The following is a 20137-nucleotide window of genomic DNA, read 5'->3' as shown; positions in this document are numbered from 1 at the left end:
ATAAGGAGGGAAACACACATGAAAAAAGTTTTATCTACATCACTCATCGCAGGCGTCTTGCTTGTGCCGCAACTTGTCGGCGCGGCGGAGCTCAAGTCAGGTACGTTGACGAAACCATCGAACGAGGCGCCGACGACAATCGTCAAAGAGTATGCGAAAGCGAAAGGCGAATTCAAAACGCTCGAATCGAAGCGTGACAAAGTCGGACAAGTCGTCAAATTACAACAGACGGTTGACGGTGTACCGGTCTTCGGTGGAATCGTCGTCGGTGTCGTCGATAATGATGGCCAATTGAAAACGGTCGTCGATGATACGAAACAACTCAAAGGATTACATAAGTCAATCAAGCTGAATGAACAAAAAGCGGTCGCTCGTTATAAAGAGCTTGTCGGCCACAAAGGCGCATACGAGCTTGAGCCGGCAGCGGAACTCGTCGTCTATCCGAACGGGGAAGAGGCGGTCTATGCGTATGAAGTGACCGGGACGATTCTTGATGCGGATGAGCCGTCACGTTGGACGTACTTCATCGATGCGGCAAGCGGGAAAGTATTGAACAAGTACAACCAATTGGCACACGCCAAACCGACGAACGGTGTCACGGGTACGACGTATACCGGCACGGGAATCGACGTCCTTGGCCAGAGCCAAACGTTCAAGACGACGAAGAGCGGTTCATATTACTATCTCCAGGACTCGACACGCGGCAAAGGCATCTATACGTATGACGCCGGTAACCGGACGCGCCTTCCTGGATCGCTTTGGGCCGATGTCGATAACGTCTTGAACACGACGTACGACCGGGCCGCGGTCAGCGCCCACGTCAACGCGACGAAGACGTATGACTTCTTCAAGAACACGTACGGTCGTAACAGCTATGACAACAACGGTGCGGCCCTCAACTCGACGGTCCACTATAGCCGCAGCTACAACAACGCGTTCTGGGATGGCAGCAAGATGGTGTACGGTGACGGGGACGGCCAAACGTTCACATACCTCTCGGGCGCCCTTGACGTCGTCGCTCACGAATTGTCACACGCGGTCACAGAGTACACGGCCGGTTTGATCTATCAGAACGAATCAGGAGCCATCAACGAGGCGATCTCTGATATCTTCGGTACGGTCGCGGAGTACAGCGTCGGCTCGAACTTCGACTGGTTGGTCGGGGAAGACATCTATACGCCGGGTATTGCCGGGGACGGTCTCCGTTCGATGTCGAACCCAGCGGCCAACGGTGACCCGGACCACTACTCGGTCCGCTACACAGGGACGCAAGACAACGGTGGCGTCCATATCAACTCAGGTATCGTCAACAAGGCGGCCTACTTGTTCGCGAGCGGGGGCTCACACTACGGCGTATCGGTTCAAGGCATCGGCGTCAAGCAAATGGGCGATGTCTACTACCGCGCGCTCACTGTCTACTTGACACCGACATCGAACTTCTCGAGCCTACGTCAAGCAGTCGTACAGTCAGCCAAAGACTTGTACGGTCCAACGAGTACACAAGCGGTCGCGGCAGCGAAATCGTTCGACGCGGTCGGAATCTACTAAGCCGAGTCCATTCAAACATCCTTTCCGTTTCGGCGGAAAGGATTTTTTTGTCGCTACTTTTTGAAAGAATAGGGTAAATACGGATTGTACGTAAAAATTGTCGCAATCAAGGAGGACATATGGACATTCAATCATTTCGCATTGACCATAAAAACGGGATTCGTCTGAACGATTACCCAACCACGATCAAGGACCGCCCATTGGACGAGACGTTGCAAAACAAGCTGATTCCGGAGAGTGTCGAAAAATTGAAAGAGTTGCATTGGAAACTATATGCCGAAGCCAAAAAGGGTGTCGTCGTCGTCTTACAGGCGCTCGATGCGGGTGGTAAAGATGAGGCGATCAGTTACATTTTCTCGAATTTGAACGCGCAAGGGTTAAAGACGAATGCGTTCCAAAAACCATCGGATACAGAGAAGAAACATGACTATCTCTGGCGGATGCATGACCTCATGCCGGAACGCGGTCAGGTCGGCATCTTGAACCGTTCCCATTACGAGGAAGTGATTGCCCCGCGCGTCCATGATCTGCTCGGAGAAGAGGTCATCCCGGACGATGAGGACAAAGAGTCGGTATGGAAAGTCCGCTATCGTCAAATCAACGATTTCGAGCAATATTTGAACGAGAACGGATTCGCGGTCATCAAGTTCTTTTTCAATGTATCGAAAGAAGTGCAACGAGACCGTCTCCTCGAACGACTAAAAGACCCGAGCAAGAATTGGGAGTTCTCGTTCAGTGATGTCGAGGAACGAAAGCATTGGGACGATTATCAAGCTATTTTTGAGGATATGTTGTCGAACACAGCAACAGAACTTTCCCCGTGGTATGTACTGCCGGCAGATGATGACTGGTACGCACGTTATATCGTCTCGACGGTCATGATTGATGTTCTTGAAGACATCGATCCACAATTCCCGACGTTTACAGAAGACGAACAGGAACGAATCGATGAAGCGATTCAAACGCTCGAAAACGAGTGACGTTTGTCGAGTCCGTGAACGTCCATTTCTCCACTTGCACTGAAAGCGAATTCAAGTTACAGTGGACGTAGATAAAATTAGACGTCAGACATCTGTATGAAGGAGCAATGAGTGTGGGGAATATAAGTTTATTATTTGGAGGCGTAGCACTGTTCATCAACAGCCTCGTTTTGTTTGGAAAAGTGGACGTTAAGAGTGCGGGTGTGTTTAGTCTGTTCACTGGACTATTGCAGACGTTCATCGCGACGTGGCTCGTCATCGGGGCGAGTTCGGCGGAGATGTTTGGATATGCGAGCATCTACTTGTTCGCGTTCACATATTTGTACGTCGGTGTGACGTTCCTATTCGATTTGGACGGTCGGGGCGTCGGATGGTTCTCGCTCTTCGTATCGATTTCGGCCGTCTTCTATGCGGTGATCGCATTCACGACGGGCGATGTGATGGGAGCAGTCACGTGGTTGTTTTGGTCGCTCTTGTGGGGACTGTTCTTCATGGGGATGGGCCTAGGGTGGCAGATTGACGGCTTGACGGCCCGGGTCGCCTTCGTGCTCGCTTGGTTGACCTTGATTATTCCGGCGCTGTTCGGTCTCGCAAATTTGATGACGCCGCTCTATGGCGTTATGTGGTGGGCCGCGGGCGGCACCGCGATTCTTTATTTTGGATTGACGATGTGGCGCCAACGCCGTTTAGTAGAAGTGACACAATGAACGATGCTCCTTTGAGAGCGTCGTTTTTTTTGCGCATTCATTTGTGTCTAAAATGTGAAAAGCGGGAATGACATACGTAAAGGAGGCGACCTCGGATGAGTGACGGCCTAATTTTACTGATGGGACTATTATTATGCGGATGGATGCTGTTTGCGGTCGTGTTTGATGATACAATAAAAAGAAGAATTTAACGGGCCGTTTCCTTTAAGGGACGGTCTTTCGTTTGAGGAGTGACAAGGATGGAAAAGACACCAGTCATCGTCCTCGTCGGACCGACGGCTGTCGGGAAGACGACGACAGGGATTGAGCTCGCCAAAGCGTTCAACGGTGAAATCGTATCGGGCGACTCGGTCCAAGTGTACCGCGGGATGGATATCGGTTCGGCAAAAGTGACGGTCGAGGAGGCGGAAGGGGTTCCGCATCATTTGATTGATATATGCGACCCGGACGAGGCGATGAGCGTCGCCACTTTCCAAAAGTTGGCCCGGGCGGCGATCGATGATATTTATGCGCGCGGAAAATTGCCGATTCTGGTCGGCGGGACAGGTCTCTACATCCGTGCGATTCTATATGACTATGAGTTCACAGAACGACCGGTCAATCACGAATTGCGTGAAGCGCTCGAGTTAGAAGCTGAAACGGGTGGACCTGAGGCGCTGCATGCGCGTCTGCAATCGCTCGATCCAAAACGGGCCGAGAGCATTCATCCGAATAACGTCCGCCGCGTCATCCGGGCCCTTGAAGTCGCGCTCCAAGGCGACGCCCAGGCGATGGACAGCCTCCCGTCGGAACATTACGCCTATAAACTGTTCGTCTTGCATGCGGACCGGGACGTGCTCTACTCGCGCATCAACCATCGTGTCGACTTGATGCTCGAAGCGGGCCTCATCGAGGAAGTCGAGCGCTTGCTCGCGGCTGGTTACCGGGACACTCAAGCGATGCGCGCCATCGGTTACAAGGAAGTCGTTCCGTATCTTGATGGATTGATGACCCGAGAACAGATGAGCGAGACGCTCAAACAGCACACGCGCAAGTTCGCAAAACGTCAATTGACATGGTTCCGTCATCAATTTAATGGGATTTGGGTCGATATGGGACGAAAATCATTTGAACTATCGTATCAAAATATTTATGATGAAGTTGAGGAGTTTTTTCGAAAATTCCGATTATTTCAAAGAGACATAGACTAGGGGGAATGCAACATGAAGGCTAGCTATAACATTCAAGATCATTTTTTGAATCAGTTACGTAAAGAAATGGTGCCGACGACCGTGTTTTTAGTCAGCGGGTTTCAAATTCGGGGAGTCATCAAATCGTTTGACAACTTCACGGTCATCGTCGAATCGGAAGGGCGCCAACAGTTGATTTATAAGCATGCGATTTCAACGTTCTCACCAGCACGGAACGTCACATTGTTCGAACCGGAAGCGGTCGAAGTGACAGAAGGATAATTGAAGGCATAAAGAAAGAGCGGCCCGGGGACCGCTCTTTCTTTATGCCGTTTTGACGTTCGGATTGAAATCGATGGCCTCGAGCACACGATGGACGGCACAACCGCCGAGAAGTGAGTCGAGTTGGTCACAAAGCTGACTTGGTGCCGAGCGGTATAAGTGTGTATACGTCCGCTTCCATGACCGTTCGGCCGACTGGATGCGCACGAGCAGGTCGGCATGACCGAGTTCTTTCAGTTTCTCGATATTCATCCGGTTCGTCCGAGCGAATGCCGATAAGACGACGGCTTTGGCGAGCGGTGTTTGAATCGGATAACCGGCGACGACGAGGACGGACATTGCGCCTTTCATCTCATGCTCGATGACCGAGTCGACGAGTTGGTCCGGCGTATATGGATTCCCCGCATGTCCCGAGACCGCCGCCACGAGTTCGTGATGTGAGACCGGGCAAGCCGATGCCTGTAAAATGCTATCAATTGTTGAGTGCGTTGTTGCGTAACGTGTCGCTTCCCCTGTTGCGATCAACCGTTCATACGTATCTACCAATGAAATCATGTGAGTTCCCCCTTTATCTGGCTGTCTTAATCGTATCAATTCTAGTAAGCGCTTTCAATATAATTTAGGAATCTTCATGACCTATAACGAAAGTATGTTCGCCTAGAAGTGGAAAACACGATACAATGGGCAAAGAGAAGAAGGAGGGCATTGTATATGAACTATTACCAACAGATTGATCCGATCACTGGGAGCGGCTTCGACCGGACGCGGTTCCAACTCCCGACCGTCGAAAAAGCGTCGACGCGATTGACTGACCTTACGGACGGGACACCGGTCCAGACGAAAGCGCTCGTCAGTACAGTCGAAGTGAGAGAAGGCAAATCGGGTGCCAAATGGCTGCAACTGAATTTGACGACATCGAGCGGACTCATCCGTGCCAAGCAATGGTTGCGTGGCAATGAAGAGCAGTTGTTACCGATTTACGAGTCTGGTGTGATCGAGCTTGAAGGGAAAATCGACGTCTATCCGAAACCGGACGGCGCCAAGTCGATCACAATCGACCGGGCCAAACCGATTGCCCGGGACGAGGCAGTCTCATTGTTGCCAGGTCTTCCTGGAGACGAGACGATGGAACAATACGCCGATGAGCTGTTCGCGATTCTGTCGACGCTCTCGCCTGACTATCAAGCGATTGCGATGTCGCTACTCGACCGCTATTGGGACGATTTCGTACTCGCACCGGCTGCACTGTATCATCATCATAACTATGTCGGCGGCCTCTTGAAGCATACGGTCTGTATGCTTCGACTCGGTTATCGCATCCAAGAACAGGACGACCATTTGGCGATGGCGTTCCGGGTCATCAAAGAAGCCGAGCAGTTGCACAAAGTAGACGTATGGAATACGATGAACGGTGTAAAAGTTGAACAGGCGTTCCGGGGCACGTTCGAGTCGCTTTACGCGGCCTGCGAGGCCATCGCGGAATTGAAGGAGCCGCTCCGTTGGGACGAACTCGCGCTCGGGATTTTATTCCATGATATCGGCAAGTTGTTCGAGTACAGTCACTTGCTGTCGTCCCCGAAACGGTTCGAGCAACTGTTCTCGGTCAACGGTACGAGTGAGACGACCGGCATCTCGATCAATCCGATGGGAAGCTTCATCGGACATATGCCATACGGCGGACTGTTGTTCGAGAAGAGTCAACAGGCCGCAAGTGTCACGTTGTCGCTCGACGCCCATCATCGGATTTGGCATATGATTTTATCCCACCACGGCAAGCGCGAGTGGGGATCGAGCGTGTTACCGGTCACGACAGAAGCGTGGATGCTACATTTGATCGACTTGCTGGATGCGCGCTATGAGAAATGGGCGCGGGTCCACGAAAATTTATAAGGTGAGGTGCAGTACATGATTCCCGTGCAATTGGTGACCGGTTTTTTAGGCGCCGGAAAAACGACATATATGAATCGCTTGCTAGAAGCAACGGACGAGCGGCTGCTCGTCATCGTCAACGAGCTCGGGTCGGTGAATATCGACGAACAGTTAATTGTCAAGATGGACCAAGAGCAGATCGAGCTGTCGAACGGTTGCATCTGTTGCTCGATTCAAAGCGATTTAAGCAAGACGTTCTATCAGCTCGCATCGAAAAACACGTTCGACCGCATCGTCATCGAGACGACCGGTGTGGCCGACCCGGCGCCGATCATTCAGACGATTTATTATGATGACTACTTGCGCACGCGCTTCAAGTTGACGGCGATTTTGACAGTCGTCGATGCCAGTCAATTGGACCGTGAGCTATTTATTGAAGGAATTCATCAAATCGCCTATGCGGACGTTATCTTATTGAATAAAGTCGACCTCGTCGATGCGGATGCGCTCGAACAGGCGCATGAGCGGATTAATGCGCTGAATCCGACCGTTCGAGTCATCGAGACGGTTCAGACGGTCGGCGACTATGACTTGACGGAGAATACGTTCCAGCTCTCACGAGTCGACGAACAGCTCCTCGGCCAACTGACGGCAGGACACTCCTCGGTCTCATCACTTCGGGCCATCACGCTCACGACGGACGTGCCGCTCAAACGGGAACGCGTCACTCAATACGTCCGAGAAGTGCTCATGCACTATGAAGATGATGTCTATCGCTTGAAGGCGATTGTTCGTTTAGACGGAGAAACATCAAAATTCGTCGTCCAAGCGACGAATCAACTGATGGGGGCGACGTTCGCGAACGAACCGAGCGACGACTCACGTTCCGTCTTCGTCTGGATTGGAAAAAATCTTGACCGGGACGCGCTCACGCGCGGATTACAAGCTTGTGAGGTGAATGCATGATGAAATTGATGTTGGTCGATGGGTTTAACCTCTTGTCGCGATATTATTTTGCCACAGAGCGTCGTCGGGCTCTCGACCCCGATGTGACGTTGAAGGGACTGCTTCGAAAAGTTGACGGGTGGACGAACGACTTCACGCATATCGCTTTCTTTTGGGACGGACCACGCGAGACGACGCACCGTTACGCCCTGTTTCCGGACTATAAAGCGACTCGCACCGGCTTGCCGGAACCGTTGTTCCACGATTACGTCAAGTTGCGGGCAGCGTTGACCGAGCGCGGGATTTTTCAGTCTGAGCTCGCCGGGTACGAGGCTGATGACTTGATTGGGGCCGTCGCAACCGCATTCCCGGGCGAATCGTATATGTATTCGTCAGACCGCGATTTGCATCAGTTGCTTTCCCCGAACGTGTTTCAAATCGTTCCGAAAAAAGGGGAAGAGATGATGATGAATCGGGAAGTGTTCGTTGCGACATACGGCGTCCGACCAGAGCAGTTCGTCGATGTGAAGGCGCTCCAAGGCGACGCCTCAGATAATATTCCCGGTGTCCGCGGCATCGGACCGAAGACAGCGACCATCCTCGTCCAGTCGTATGACACGGTCGAAACGCTATACGACATCGTGAGACAAGAAGCGCTTCAAGAGGCGCATCAGAAGTTTGCGAAGAAACTTGATGGGCAAGAAGAAGTGGCGCTCTTGTCGAAACGTCTCTCGCTCATCGATATTCATGCACCGATTGAGACCGATTGGGAGGCGTATCGCTTTGGTTCACATTTATTTTGATGCGGCGACGAACCAAGAGGCTGGTGAGAACGGTATTGGCGTCTGGATCAAGAAGACCGACGGCACGGTGTCCACGTACATTGCCCAACGCGTCGGGTTAACGAGCGTTCAGGCGGAGCTCGCCGCGCTCGCGTTCGCCCTCGAACAAGCGCACGAACTGACGGGCGAATCGACGTTCATGTTCTATTCAGACGCCGAGACGGTCGTACGGGCGCTCGAACAGCGCTTCCTCAAAGACCAATCGATGCGTCCGTTGTTCGTCAAGGCGCTGACGCTTTATGACGAATTGCCGAATAAATTCATCAAATGGATTCCTCGAGCGGAGAACCGGGCCCATGACGTGGCTAAACGGGCATTGATGACAGGCTAAAAGTCGGGCGTGGGCCCGACTTTTTGTCAATTGCGGGGGAATGATTTCTTTTTTGCAAAAGTTTCGCTAAAATGAAAGCGTAGTCAAAAAAAGAGGGGGAATTTTCATGGAATATCGGATCGAACGGGACACGATGGGGGAAATCAACGTTCCGGCTTCAGCCAAATGGGGAGCCCAAACACAGCGCAGTCTAGAGAACTTTAAAATCGGGACTGAAAAAATGCCGCTTGAGGTCGTGCATGCCTTCGCGATTTTGAAGAAAGGTGCCGCACTTGCCAACGCCGAGCTCGGTGTGTTGGAGCAAGCGAAAGCCGACGTCATCGCCGAAGTCGCAGATGAAATCGTCGCTGGGCAACATGACGCCGAGTTTCCACTCGTCGTCTGGCAGACGGGTTCAGGGACACAGTCGAACATGAACGTCAACGAAGTCATCGCCCACTTGGCGAACGATAAGTTGAAGGCGCGCGGTCAGACGCTTACTATCCATCCAAATGACGACGTCAACAAGTCGCAAAGCTCGAACGACACGTATCCGACGGCGATGCACATTGCGGCCATCCTAGCAGTCGAGGATCATGTGTTGCCGTCAATCGAGGCGCTCCACGCGACGCTCGCGAAGAAAGCCGAGTCATTCATGGACATCGTCAAGATTGGTCGGACGCACTTGCAAGACGCGACGCCGGTCACGCTCGGTCAAGAGATTAGCGGTTGGGTCCGTATGCTCGAGCTGTCGAAACAGATGATTGAGCGTACGCTTGAACCGTTGACAGAGCTCGCTCTCGGCGGGACGGCAGTTGGGACGGGCATCAACGCCCATCCGCAGTTCGGCGAAGTCGTGGCCGAGAAAATCTCGCAAGAGACCGGAAAACAGTTCATCACGGCCGTCAACAAGTTCCATGCGCTCACGAGCCACGATCAGCTCGTATTCACCCATGGTGCCTTGAAAGCACTCGCCATGGACGCGATGAAGATCGCCAACGACGTCCGTTGGCTCGCTTCTGGTCCGCGTGCCGGTATCGGCGAGATTTTGATTCCGGAAAACGAACCGGGCAGCTCGATCATGCCAGGAAAAGTCAACCCGACGCAGAGCGAGGCGTTGACGATGGTCGCGGCTCAAGTGCTCGGCAATGATGCGACCATCGGATTCGGGGCGAGCCAAGGAAACTTCGAGTTAAACGTGTTCAAGCCTGTCATCATGTACAACTTCCTCCAGACGTGCCGCTTGTTGACGGACAGTCTACATTCGTTCGACGTGCATTGCGCCGTCGGCATCGAACCGGATTTGGACGTCATCGCTCACAACGTGGAACGGTCGCTCATGCTCGTGACGGCACTCAACCCGCATATCGGTTACGAGAACGCAGCCAAAATCGCGAAACTCGCCCATAAAAATGGGACGTCGTTGAAGGAAGCGGCGCTCGAGACCGGACTATTGACGGAAGAGCAGTTCGATCAATGGATTCGTCCGGAAGAGATGACGTCTCCTAACTTAAAAGTTGGTAAATAAGGGAAGGGCGGTCCATGACCGCTCTTTTCTGCTGTCTTATGGGTCTTAAGAACCATCTTACTGTCAAACAATAGGAAAAAAATAAGTAAATAGTTGTATTTTCGTGGATGAAGTCGCATAATCATAGTCAGAAGCGAATATCGGGAGAACGAAACTGGGGGGTCGGGAATGAAGCAGCAACTCACAGATCGTATACATAAGATTTTGGCGCAAATCACGAGCGCGAGACAGATTCAAACAACAGACATCGAGTTTTTATTGGATTGGATGAAACAAGAAGTGAAACAGAGACGGTTCATGCACTTGCTTGAAATCTTCAGTCGTGTCGAATCTGACGTGCGTGAGTTGCCGGCCGTCCTGACGCAAGCAGAAGCGATGGCATTGATTACCCCGGTGAAACGATATATCCATACGATCCTGGGCATCGAGCAAGAAGACGAGGACCTCGTCTTGATTTTGTCGAACAACTTTGCGACGTTCAGCCGCTATAAGCCGCGGGTGGAAAAGCTCGGGGCACGTCCTGTCTTTTTACAGACGTTAGAAGAAGCCGGTGAATACGATTATGAGGACGTGCCGAAGGCGATCATCATGGATGTCGAACTGTGGGCCCGTTTCCCGGAACGGGCGATCCAATCGTTCGTCAGCAAGATGAAGAAGCTGTACGTCCCGCTCATCGTGATCGGAACGAATGAACATTATCGGCTCGCCGCCTACTCGTATGGGTTCGAAGATTATTGGGAAGAGTGGATTCCGATGGAAGAGCGGCTCGTGCGGCTTGGACATCATATCGAGAAGGCACGGCTCGTTTCGAACGCGCTGCTCGTCGACGAATTGACAGGCGCCTTCAACCGTAAATATTTGAAAGCGACGTTCAGTCGCTTTATGTCCCGCCTAGAGCGGTCCGGTGAAAGCTTCACCCTCGCGCTGCTCGACATCGATCATTTCAAGCAGTTGAACGATACGTTCGGTCATGCGTATGGGGACGAGGTGTTGCATCGCGTCGCCGAGGAGATTCGTTTGGCGATTCGCTCGAGTGACGAGTTGATTCGTTACGGCGGGGAAGAGTTCCTCATCATCTTGAACGTGTCCGAGCGCCACGTCGTCGATGCGGTGCTCGAACGGGTCCGCAGCCGCATTGAGGAGATGACGTTCACATACGAACATCACGTGACGGTGTCCATCGGCTATGCGCGCGTCTGTCAGACCGGAATGACGCTCGGTGAATGGTGTGCGTACGCCGATGAGGCGCTCTATAAAGCGAAACGTGACGGGCGCAATCGAATCATCCGTTATTCGACGGCGGTCCGGGAGGAGAAGCGGCTCGCTTACGTGACGATGAGCCCGGAGAAGTACGCCATGCTCGCCGAACAGTTGCCGAAACAACATCGACGTTACGAGGTCGTCTATCGGCCTTACGACCGTTACGCCTGTAACGATCATATGGAGATGTTCATCTTAGACGAATCGAGTACGACGGAGACGAGAGGGACGCTTTCGGCCGTCAAAGAACAACGTGGCAAGTACAGTCATGTGTTAGCGTTGTCGAAACGGACGGCACTCGAGCTCGGTTCGCTATACGACGATTTGGCCGAACAGGATCATCATGATGTCATCACTGAAAAAATCGAGAAGTGGCTCGAAAAATTGCCCGACTAAAAAAGGGACGTCGACTCAGTCGATGTCCCTTTTGTCATATTGACGGAAAGTGAAGCTATAGGCATGTCGCTCGTCGACCGGATGGAACTGTTCGTCCGACACGGTGAGTCCGTCCGGCAGCGGTGGATAATACGTGTCCGCCTCGAACGTGCCATCGACCTCGGTGACATAGAACCGGTCCGTCATCGAAAGCGTCTGCTCATAAAGCGTGGCGCCGCCGATGATGTAAAGGTCTGTCGTCTCATTTTTGAGCGAATCGAGGTCGTACCAGACATCGACACCTTCAGCTGAAAACGATCGGTCGGACGTGACGACGATATTGCGGCGGTTCGGTAACGGACGACCGATTGATTCGAACGTCTTTCGACCCATGACGACCGTTTGGCCCGTCGTGATGGCCTTGAATTGTTTCAAGTCATCGGGCAGGCGCCACAACAAGGCGTTATCTTTCCCGATTTCCCGATTTCTCCCGATGGCGACGACGTGGACGATCATACGCTGACCGCTCCCTTGATATGCGGGTGCGGGTCATAGTCGACAATCTCGAAGTCCTCGAAGCGGAAGTCCTCGATTGACGTCACGTCACGCAAGATGTTCAATGTCGGGAGTGGGCGTGGCTCACGCGTCAATTGAAGGTTCACTTGTTCAAGGTGGTTATGGTAAATGTGGGCGTCGCCGAGCGTATGGACGAAGTCCCCGACCTCAAGGCCGGTCACATGGGCAACCATGTGCGTGAGCAAGGCGTATGACGCGATATTGAACGGGACGCCGAGGAACGTATCGGCGCTACGTTGATAGAGCTGACACGATAGTTTGCCGTCCGCGACGTAAAATTGGAACAACAGGTGGCACGGTGGGAGCGCCATGTCCTCGAGTTGCCCAGGGTTCCATGCCGAGACGATGAGACGGCGCGAGTCCGGATTCGTCTTAATCTGCTCGATCACTTGTGCGAGCTGGTCGACACTTGTGCCATCTGGTTTTGGGAAGGAGCGCCACTGCGCCCCATAAACCGGACCGAGATTGCCGTCCTCGTCTGCCCATTCGTTCCAAATACGGACACCGTTATCTTGAAGATACTTGACGTTCGTATCACCGGTGATGAACCAGAGCAGTTCATGGATGATTGAGCGGGTATGTAGTTTTTTCGTCGTGACCAGGGGGAATCCCTCCTGAAGATTGAACCGCATCTGGTAGCCGAACACGCTCGTCGTCCCGGTCCCGGTCCGGTCCTCTTTGACGACACCGTACTCAAGAATATGGGTGCATAAATCATGATATTGCTTCATGTGGAAAGTCCCCTTTCTCGTTCAAATTCACAAAAAGTCGCACTCATTATAACACAATATATGGACTTCAGAACGTTTCGCTTTCCATATACAGATTTACTCTCGTACACATCTCGAGGATGCATAATCAGTCCCTTCTAGAGCGGGGGTGAAAAATTAGTGGCAAAGGACTTGGTCTCAGGTAGCTTCGTCATGTTTCGATTCGAGTACAAATAGACGTCACCGAAGATATCGAATTGATCGCCTTGAACACGAAGCGCACAATCTTTGTTCGACAAATAGATTGGTATTTCTTCAGAGAACGAGGCTAGCTCTTGCTTGACGACGTGCATGTGTTGTTCGAGATTGAAGTGGGAGAGCATCGAAAAATCGTTGAGGGCCACGCCTTGAAAAATAGTTGAGGTTGTTACGTTATAACCCATATTTGGCGAGCATAACCAAGACGAAGACATATTGATGGCGCCAGCACTAGCACCTAAGACGATAGCGTCGCTTTGTTGAATCGATTGGATTAGGTCATATTCATGAATAAACTGATTTTGCTTGATGGTGTCCCCACCTAATAAGAAAATCATCGAAGCTGCGTCGAGAAGATGTTTCGCATTAGTGCGATCCATTTCATAATTGATTACGTGAGAATCGTTGAACAAGATGCCAGCCTCCTGTAGCCACGATTGCTCGATAACACCATTAACCGCAGTTGAGGCAGGATCTGAGCTAATCATTACAAGGGACTGCCGATCTGTCACGTCTCGTGACAAGGCATTTGCCAAATAAGTTGGGAAAAAATCATTGAACCATCCAAGATAATAGCACGTCTTCATTGTAAACCTCCTTCGTGTAAGAGTTCTTTCAATAAATTGATATAGAAGCCACCTCATTGTAACCGAACTAGTTGAATTTTTTTCCATAAACAATATGTGATTGCTTATAATGAAGAAGACAAGCGAGTCTAGCTCGTCATGTTTATTGAAATACTTTTAAAAGGAGGATCATCTTGAAACAGCACTCATTACTTTTTGCATTATCTTTATGCTTACTGAGTCTTGGCCTAATCGGAAATGTTGTTTTTGAAACGATGGGTTTTTTCTCAAATCCAACCGTTCAGGTGATCAGTATCCCAATCGCATCCGCCGAAGGGTATTTCATCCATGGATTCCTAATCCTCGCCATCACTGTTCTTGGGCTATTTTTGCTTCCTTTTTCGTTGAATCGAAATAAAGCAAAGACCACTGCCGTATTTCTGTTGGCGGTCATTCTAATTCCTCAGCTTGTATGATGAAAAACCAATTTCAGAGATCAGATGACTCTTTCATCTGGTTTTATTTTATTGAAACGGTGAATTCCTCTAGTAACAACATCACGTCTTAAGAGGAGGGATACGATGAAAGCAGTAATTTGTACCGCATATGGACCACCGGACGTATTGCAGCTTCAAGAAGTCGACAAACCGGTGCCAAAATCGGATGAGTTATTGATTCAAGTTTACACCACAGCCGTTCATTCCGGGGACCGTCGGCTACGGTCACTCGATGTACCGGCTCTAGGTAAGCTTCCGATGCGAATCGTCGTCGGTTTCAAGGCACCGCGTCAACCGATTCTGGGTGTCGTCTTGGCAGGCGAGGTCGTCGAGACGGGCAGCCGCATCGAGCACTTCAAGGTCGGCGACCGTGTCTATGCGCTGACCGGGATGCGGTTCGGTGGCTATGCCGAATATGCGTGTGTCAAAGCGAGTAAATGTGTCGAGCGCATGCCGAACAACGCTAGTTTTGTCGAAGCAGCCAGCTTGCCGTTTGGCGGGACGACGACTCTTCACTTTTTGCGAAAAGTGAACATCGAACAAGCGAAGACCGTATTAATTTACGGGGCCTCCGGAGCAGTTGGTTCGATGGCCGTTCAAATCGCGAAATATTACGGGGCTCACGTAACGGCAGTTTGTCGGGAGCGAAACTTCGAACTGGTGAGAAGTCTCGGCGCGGACGTCGTGGTCGACTACACGAAGCCTAACTACGACGAGAAACTGACCACATACGACGCTGTGTTCGATGCGGCTGGAAACATCGATAAGCGGTTGGCACGGAAACATGTTGCCGAACACGGGAAATTCAGTTCTGTCGCCGGGCAAGGACCTGCGAGTGAACGGAAAGAGGATTTGGCTTTCTTGAACGAGCTATTCGAAGCCGGTCGGTTAAAGGCCGTCATCGATTCGGTTTACCCGCTCGAGGACATCGTCGCGGTGCATCGATACGTCGATGCTGGAGGAAAGGCTGGCAATGTGATTGTGACCGTGACATAAACGAATTGATGGGAGGCACGTACTTGGTGGACAGTCACTGTTTTCGCCACGTAGCTTATGGGGTATACTTGTGAAAGACAAATAAAGGGAGGGATTCGATGCAATTACAAGGTAAAAACGTCCTGCAAATCGTCAGCGACGACTTCGAAGATTTAGAATTATGGTATCCGGTCCATCGGTTACGCGAGGAAGGCGCAAACGTCATCCTGGCCGGTGAAAAGGCGGATCATGCTTATATCGGCAAATACGGCGTTCCGGCCAAATCGGACATTGCGTTCGATGACGTCGACATCTCATCGTACGACGCTATCCTCGTCCCGGGTGGCTGGTCACCAGACTTGTTGCGCCGATTCGATTCGGTGAAAGGCTTCGTCCGCTTTATGCATGACGAGAAGCGGCCAATCGGTCAAATCTGTCACGCGGGCTGGGTGTTGATTTCAGCCAAAATTCTCGATGGTGTCAACGTCACGAGCACACCGGGCATTAAAGATGATATGGAAAACGCCGGTGCGATTTGGCATGATGAGCCGGTCGTCGTCGATGGCCATATCGTCTCGAGCCGCCGTCCACCTGACCTGCCTGACTATATGCGGGAATTCATCAAAGTCATGGCCAAACACTGAAAATAGAATAAAGGGGTTAACGACAGTTGAGACTTAAATCGAATCCAGTTCTCCGTAAATCGATGGAGACAACAGCTTATAGCACCACGCCGATGACGAAAGCCGGAACGTGGTCGAAAGTGTTCACACTACTCTTGCTTGTCACGGCAGCCGCCGGGACGACGTGGATGCTCGTGCCGACAATCGGGGAGGCGTTGTTGTTCCCGCTCATGATCGGCTCACTCATCCTTGGTTTGGTGTTAGCACTCGTCATCACGTTCAAACCGAGAACGGCACCGGTCGTTGCGCCATTGTATGGTATCGTCGAAGGTGTGTTCGTCGGGTTGATTTCGTACTTCTTCGAAGCGATGCTTCCGGGCATCGTTGGCCGTGCCGTGTTGACGACGTTCATCGTCGCGTTCGCGATGTGGTTCGTCTACTCGACGGGTCTCGTCAAAGTGACGCAAAAGTTCCGTGCCGGCGTCACGGCCGCAATCTTTACGGTCATGTTGCTCTATCTCGTCCAAATCGGGATGAGTTTCTTCGGTTCAGGGCTCCCGTTCATGACGGGCTCATCACCGCTTGCGATCGGTGTGCAGTTTGTGATCGTCATCATCGCCTCGCTCGCGCTCGTACTCGATTTCGATTACATCGCGCGTCAAGTCGAGAGCCGGGCTCCGAAAGAGCTCGAATGGGTGGCAGCGTTCGGTTTGATTGTGACGCTCATCTGGCTCTACATTGAACTACTCGATTTACTCTATCGCCTCGCCATGCGCGACTGATCATCGGCCCTCGGGCCGGTGATTTTTTTAAGAAAGGATGTGAAGCCGTCATCGAACCGATGAGGGCGCTTAAGTCATGAAAAAAGTGATTGTGATTGGATCAGGAATCGTCGGCATCTCGACCGCGTATCATTTGGCGGGGAAAGCCGACGTCACCGTCATCGACCGGAAAGAAAAGGGCCGTGCGACCGACGCGGCAGCAGGAATCGTCTGCCCATGGATCGCCCAGCGTCGCAATAAGGCATGGTACGCGCTCGCCAAAGGCGGCGCTCACTACTATGCGACGGTCGTCGATGACTTGAAACGAGAAGGCGAGACCGAGACCGGCTATAAACGAGTCGGGACGCTCGCCTTGCATGAAGACAAGAAATTGAACGAGATGCAAGAACGGACGGCGCTGCGCCGGGAAGAAGCACCAGAAATCGGGGAGTTGACCCGGATGACAGCGGAAGAGGCGAGAGCGCTATTTCCACCGCTCTCGGACGAATATGACGCCCTCCTTGTCGAAGGCGGGGCTCGTGTCGATGGAGAGAAATTGCGAGCTGCCCTCGAACGGGTCGCCGTGAAGCGTGGCGTGACCTTGGTTGACGGTTCGGCCGTCCTCGTCGAAGCGGACGGCTATCATGTCGAGTGCGACGGTGTCCGCTTTGAGGCGGATGAGATCGTGCTCGCCTGTGGGGCGTGGTTGCCCGAGTTGATGGAGCCGATCGGCTATACGGCCCGTGTCGCCGGCGAAAAAGCGCAAATCGTGCACGTCCAGCTGCCGGACACGGATGCTTCCGACTGGCCGGTCGTCATGCCGCCGCGGCGCCGCTATTTGCTCGGATTTGAAGAAGGACGAATCGTCATCGGCTCGACGCATGAGCGTGACAAGGCGTTCGACGCACGGCCGACGGCAATCGGAATTCATGAAGTGCTCTCGAAAGGGCTAGAATCGGCTCCGGGACTCGCTGAGGCTGAACTGATTGAGACGCGGGTCGGCTTTCGCCCGGTCACCCCGAACTCGATTCCGATTCTCGGACGCGTACCGGGAGCGGAGCAGTTGCTCGTCGCGAACGGTCTCGGCTCGTCCGGCTTGACGGTCGGTCCGTTCATCGGGAAAGTGCTCGCAGACCTCGTTCTGACAGGAGATTGCGAGCTCGACCTGTCGCTTTATCCAATCAAGGAATCGGTGTTTAGAACGAATGATAAATAACAACGAAATATAAAAAGTCGCCTCCCCCTTGCTATACACAAAAGAAGGGGAAGGCGACTTTTTAGTTATTTCCGAATGATGCCGTGCAAGAAAAATCGGAAATAGTCTTGCATCGATTCGCTTATCGGTGACGTGAACAGGCCCGGGTCAGATAAAATCGCTTGTTGCACGAGTTGCACGTACCGTAAATACGAATCGGTCGACAGCTCCGGGTCGATGGCCCCGCACGTCTTCCCATATTCAATCAATTGCCGGAATGCGGCGTAGCCCCGCCCGGCCAACTGTTGCCATGAGGCGTCCGCTTGATTCATCGACTCGCTCGTTTCGAGGTCCAATCGTTGTCGAGCGGCACCGACGAGCTTGAGCATCTGTTCATGCAATATTACGGGGAGGCGAACTAAATGGTTCTCATCGCGGCACTGTTCAAACAAAACCGGAGCTGGATTTTTGGATACTCGCTCGGGACGAGTCTCTCTTTGTTCTTTTTGGCGGCGGTGTTCCCGTCCATCCAAGAGACGGGGCTGATTGAAGGCAAACTGGATTCGTTGCCACCTGAGCTACTCGATGTGTTCAAAATCGATCCGAATTTGGCGATCTACAACGTCATGAACTTGTTGGCCGGCAATTACTATGGGCTCATCTTTTACGTGTTGGCGATTCTGTTCGCACTCACATTCGCCTCACGGCTCATGGCCAAACCGGTGGACTCAGGCGAGGTCATGCTCTATTTGGCCGCACCGATTTCGCGTGGCGGTTACGTGACGGCCAGTCTGGTCGTACTCTTGATGGCGTCAGCCTTGCTCGTCGGACTGAACGGGCTCAGCCTGATGCTCGCCAACGTCTTGTTTGATTTACAGATTGACCTTGGCTTATTGTGGACGTTGCAGTTAAACGCGGGTCTGCTGCTGCTCGTGCTTGGGACGCTCGCTTATGTGCTCGCGAGCCTGTTCGACGACAGCTCACGGTCGTATATGGTCACGGGAGGCATATTCGCCCTCTTCTTGATGGCGAATGTGTTCTCAGGATTTAGTGACCAACTCGACTGGTTGAATGCGCTGTCGATATTCTCGTTGTTTGACGCCAACGCACAAATCCAAGGGGATTCCACGCTTCGTTCTTTCTTCTTGTTGGCGGGGATTCTCGTCGTCAGCGTGCTCCTATCTTATGGACGCTTCACACGAAAAGATTTGACGATTTAGTTTTTCGAAATAGAATGACGGGTATGATACAATCAGCTCGAACAGATTGGAAAGGGGAATGATTGTATGCAACTCGCAACGTTACGCAACGGTGTTAAAATTCCAATGATCGGCTTTGGGGTATGGCAAGTTGATAACGAGACGGAGGCGCCACAGGCCGTCGCCGAGGCACTCAAAGTCGGATATCGCCATATAGATACGGCAGCCGTCTATAAGAATGAAGAGGGTGTCGCCAAAGGGATTCAAACATCAGGCGTCGCTCGTGAAGATATCTTTTTGACGTCGAAGATTTGGAACGAAGACATTCGCCAGCGTCGGACGAAAGAGGCGTTTGACGAATCACTCGCTCGACTCGAGACTGACTATTTAGATCTCTGTCTGCTCCACTGGCCAGTCGACGGGTTCGTCGAGGCATGGAAAGATTTGATTGACCTCTATGAGGCCGGTAAAATCAAGGCGATTGGCGTGTCGAACTTCAAAGAGCATCATCTCGAGACGTTGAAACAGGAAGGCCTGATGACGCCGCTCATCAACCAAATCGAGCTCCATCCGCAACTCCCGCAACCGGATGTCGTCGAATATTGCCAAGACGAGGGCATCCAAGTCGAGGCATGGAGCCCGCTCATGCAAGGGAAGTTCCTCGATATCCCGGCCTTTGCCGAGATTGCTGAGAAACATGGGAAGACGCCGGCCCAAGTCGTGCTTCGCTGGCATTTGGACACGGGGAACGTCGCGCTTCCGAAATCGGTCACGCCGCACCGGATTCAAGAGAACTTCGATGTGTTCTACTTCGCGCTCGACGCGGACGATTTGGCGAAAATCGATGCCGTGGCGACCCATGACCGTCTCGGTCCAGATCCGGACGAGATCGACTTTTAAACAATTGATGCCTTTTGTCCATGAACTCAGATGGGCGATCCCGAATGCGGTGACACTGCCGC

Annotated in this window: 23 protein-coding genes; 18 read left to right on the top strand and 5 right to left on the bottom strand. The window is 52.2% G+C overall.

The features are described 5' to 3' along the window. Positions 1 to 18: 18 nt before the first annotated feature. The 5 genes from KNP81_RS09045 to hfq all read left to right on the top strand — a co-directional run bounded on the left by KNP81_RS09045 (position 19) and on the right by hfq (position 4686). Positions 19 to 1548, top strand: a complete 1530-nt coding sequence (locus KNP81_RS09045; RefSeq protein WP_214719701.1) for a M4 family metallopeptidase — start codon at positions 19 to 21, stop codon at positions 1546 to 1548. A 119-nt stretch (positions 1549 to 1667) separates the two neighbouring features. Continuing rightward, positions 1668 to 2528: a PPK2 family polyphosphate kinase gene (locus tag KNP81_RS09040; RefSeq protein ID WP_214719700.1), complete on the top strand. Its 861-nt coding sequence runs from the start codon at positions 1668 to 1670 to the stop codon at positions 2526 to 2528. Between the two features lie 113 nt (positions 2529 to 2641). After that, entirely contained in the window at positions 2642 to 3235 is a 594-nt protein-coding gene (locus tag KNP81_RS09035; RefSeq protein ID WP_214719699.1) for an AmiS/UreI family transporter, read from the top strand. A gap of 239 nt (positions 3236 to 3474) precedes the next feature. After that, complete coding sequence (miaA, locus tag KNP81_RS09030; protein ID WP_214719698.1) at positions 3475 to 4425, top strand: tRNA (adenosine(37)-N6)-dimethylallyltransferase MiaA; 951 nt, start codon at positions 3475 to 3477, stop codon at positions 4423 to 4425. Between the two features lie 12 nt (positions 4426 to 4437). Then, a complete protein-coding gene (hfq, locus tag KNP81_RS09025; protein WP_021067304.1) occupies positions 4438 to 4686 on the top strand; it encodes an RNA chaperone Hfq in 249 nt (82 codons plus the stop codon). Between the two features lie 42 nt (positions 4687 to 4728). On the opposite strand, the gene KNP81_RS09020 is transcribed toward hfq, so the two are convergent. Beyond that, positions 4729 to 5241, bottom strand: coding sequence for a hypothetical protein (locus KNP81_RS09020; protein ID WP_214719697.1), 513 nt, complete (start codon positions 5239 to 5241; stop codon positions 4729 to 4731). Positions 5242 to 5397: 156 nt separating this feature from the next. Between KNP81_RS09020 and KNP81_RS09015 the strand changes: the two genes are divergently transcribed. The 6 genes from KNP81_RS09015 (at position 5398) to KNP81_RS08990 (ending at position 11836) form a co-directional block, all read left to right on the top strand. Then, positions 5398 to 6576 carry a DNA-binding protein gene (locus KNP81_RS09015; protein WP_214719696.1) on the top strand — a complete coding sequence of 393 codons (1179 nt, stop codon included), beginning with the start codon at positions 5398 to 5400 and terminating at the stop codon, positions 6574 to 6576. A 15-nt stretch (positions 6577 to 6591) separates the two neighbouring features. Next, entirely contained in the window at positions 6592 to 7521 is a 930-nt protein-coding gene (locus tag KNP81_RS09010; RefSeq protein WP_214719695.1) for a CobW family GTP-binding protein, read from the top strand. Beyond that, entirely contained in the window at positions 7518 to 8303 is a 786-nt protein-coding gene (locus KNP81_RS09005; RefSeq protein ID WP_251130320.1) for a 5'-3' exonuclease, read from the top strand. Before KNP81_RS09010 ends, KNP81_RS09005 begins: the two co-directional genes overlap by 4 nt. Further along, positions 8284 to 8673 (top strand): reverse transcriptase-like protein, encoded by a 390-nt coding sequence (locus KNP81_RS09000; protein ID WP_214719694.1) that lies wholly within the window; start codon positions 8284 to 8286, stop codon positions 8671 to 8673. Before KNP81_RS09005 ends, KNP81_RS09000 begins: the two co-directional genes overlap by 20 nt. 106 nt (positions 8674 to 8779) lie before the next feature. After that, positions 8780 to 10180, top strand: coding sequence for a class II fumarate hydratase (fumC, locus tag KNP81_RS08995; protein ID WP_214719693.1), 1401 nt, complete (start codon positions 8780 to 8782; stop codon positions 10178 to 10180). A 168-nt stretch (positions 10181 to 10348) separates the two neighbouring features. After that, on the top strand, positions 10349 to 11836 hold the full coding sequence (locus KNP81_RS08990; protein ID WP_214719692.1) for a GGDEF domain-containing protein: 1488 nt from the start codon (positions 10349 to 10351) through the stop codon (positions 11834 to 11836). Between the two features lie 15 nt (positions 11837 to 11851). Here KNP81_RS08990 and KNP81_RS08985 read toward each other — a convergent pair whose 3' ends face one another. The 3 genes from KNP81_RS08985 to KNP81_RS08975 all read right to left on the bottom strand — a co-directional run bounded on the left by KNP81_RS08985 (position 11852) and on the right by KNP81_RS08975 (position 13946). Then, a complete protein-coding gene (locus KNP81_RS08985; protein ID WP_214719691.1) occupies positions 11852 to 12331 on the bottom strand; it encodes a dihydrofolate reductase in 480 nt (159 codons plus the stop codon). Beyond that, positions 12328 to 13122 carry a thymidylate synthase gene (locus KNP81_RS08980; protein ID WP_214719690.1) on the bottom strand — a complete coding sequence of 265 codons (795 nt, stop codon included), beginning with the start codon at positions 13120 to 13122 and terminating at the stop codon, positions 12328 to 12330. The genes KNP81_RS08985 and KNP81_RS08980 overlap by 4 nt, the downstream gene beginning before the upstream one ends. A gap of 137 nt (positions 13123 to 13259) precedes the next feature. Next, positions 13260 to 13946 (bottom strand): Type 1 glutamine amidotransferase-like domain-containing protein, encoded by a 687-nt coding sequence (locus tag KNP81_RS08975; RefSeq protein ID WP_214719689.1) that lies wholly within the window; start codon positions 13944 to 13946, stop codon positions 13260 to 13262. 173 nt (positions 13947 to 14119) lie between these two features. On the opposite strand from KNP81_RS08975, the gene KNP81_RS08970 reads away from it, so the two are divergent. From KNP81_RS08970 to KNP81_RS08950, 5 genes are all read left to right on the top strand, one after another. Continuing rightward, positions 14120 to 14401, top strand: coding sequence for a hypothetical protein (locus KNP81_RS08970; RefSeq protein WP_214719688.1), 282 nt, complete (start codon positions 14120 to 14122; stop codon positions 14399 to 14401). A 105-nt stretch (positions 14402 to 14506) separates the two neighbouring features. After that, on the top strand, positions 14507 to 15418 hold the full coding sequence (locus KNP81_RS08965) for an NAD(P)-dependent alcohol dehydrogenase (protein WP_214719687.1): 912 nt from the start codon (positions 14507 to 14509) through the stop codon (positions 15416 to 15418). A 98-nt stretch (positions 15419 to 15516) separates the two neighbouring features. Continuing rightward, positions 15517 to 16041: a type 1 glutamine amidotransferase domain-containing protein gene (locus KNP81_RS08960; protein WP_214719686.1), complete on the top strand. Its 525-nt coding sequence runs from the start codon at positions 15517 to 15519 to the stop codon at positions 16039 to 16041. A gap of 26 nt (positions 16042 to 16067) precedes the next feature. Then, entirely contained in the window at positions 16068 to 16802 is a 735-nt protein-coding gene (locus tag KNP81_RS08955) for a Bax inhibitor-1/YccA family protein (RefSeq protein WP_214719685.1), read from the top strand. Positions 16803 to 16878: 76 nt separating this feature from the next. Beyond that, a complete protein-coding gene (locus tag KNP81_RS08950) occupies positions 16879 to 17997 on the top strand; it encodes an NAD(P)/FAD-dependent oxidoreductase (RefSeq protein WP_214719684.1) in 1119 nt (372 codons plus the stop codon). Between the two features lie 65 nt (positions 17998 to 18062). Here KNP81_RS08950 and KNP81_RS08945 read toward each other — a convergent pair whose 3' ends face one another. Next, complete coding sequence (locus tag KNP81_RS08945) at positions 18063 to 18308, bottom strand: hypothetical protein (RefSeq protein ID WP_214719683.1); 246 nt, start codon at positions 18306 to 18308, stop codon at positions 18063 to 18065. 90 nt (positions 18309 to 18398) lie between these two features. Between KNP81_RS08945 and KNP81_RS08935 the strand changes: the two genes are divergently transcribed. Continuing rightward, positions 18399 to 19196 (top strand): ABC transporter permease subunit, encoded by a 798-nt coding sequence (locus KNP81_RS08935; RefSeq protein WP_214719682.1) that lies wholly within the window; start codon positions 18399 to 18401, stop codon positions 19194 to 19196. 66 nt (positions 19197 to 19262) lie between these two features. Beyond that, entirely contained in the window at positions 19263 to 20075 is an 813-nt protein-coding gene (locus KNP81_RS08930) for an aldo/keto reductase (protein WP_214719681.1), read from the top strand. The last annotated feature ends 62 nt before the right edge of the window (positions 20076 to 20137 follow it).

The sequence above is a fragment of the Exiguobacterium sp. s149 genome (genome assembly GCF_018618395.1).
Lineage (GTDB): Bacteria > Bacillota > Bacilli > Exiguobacteriales > Exiguobacteriaceae > Exiguobacterium > Exiguobacterium chiriqhucha.
Note: the sequence above shows the minus strand (reverse complement) of the source record. Positions and strands in the feature narration are given on the sequence as shown.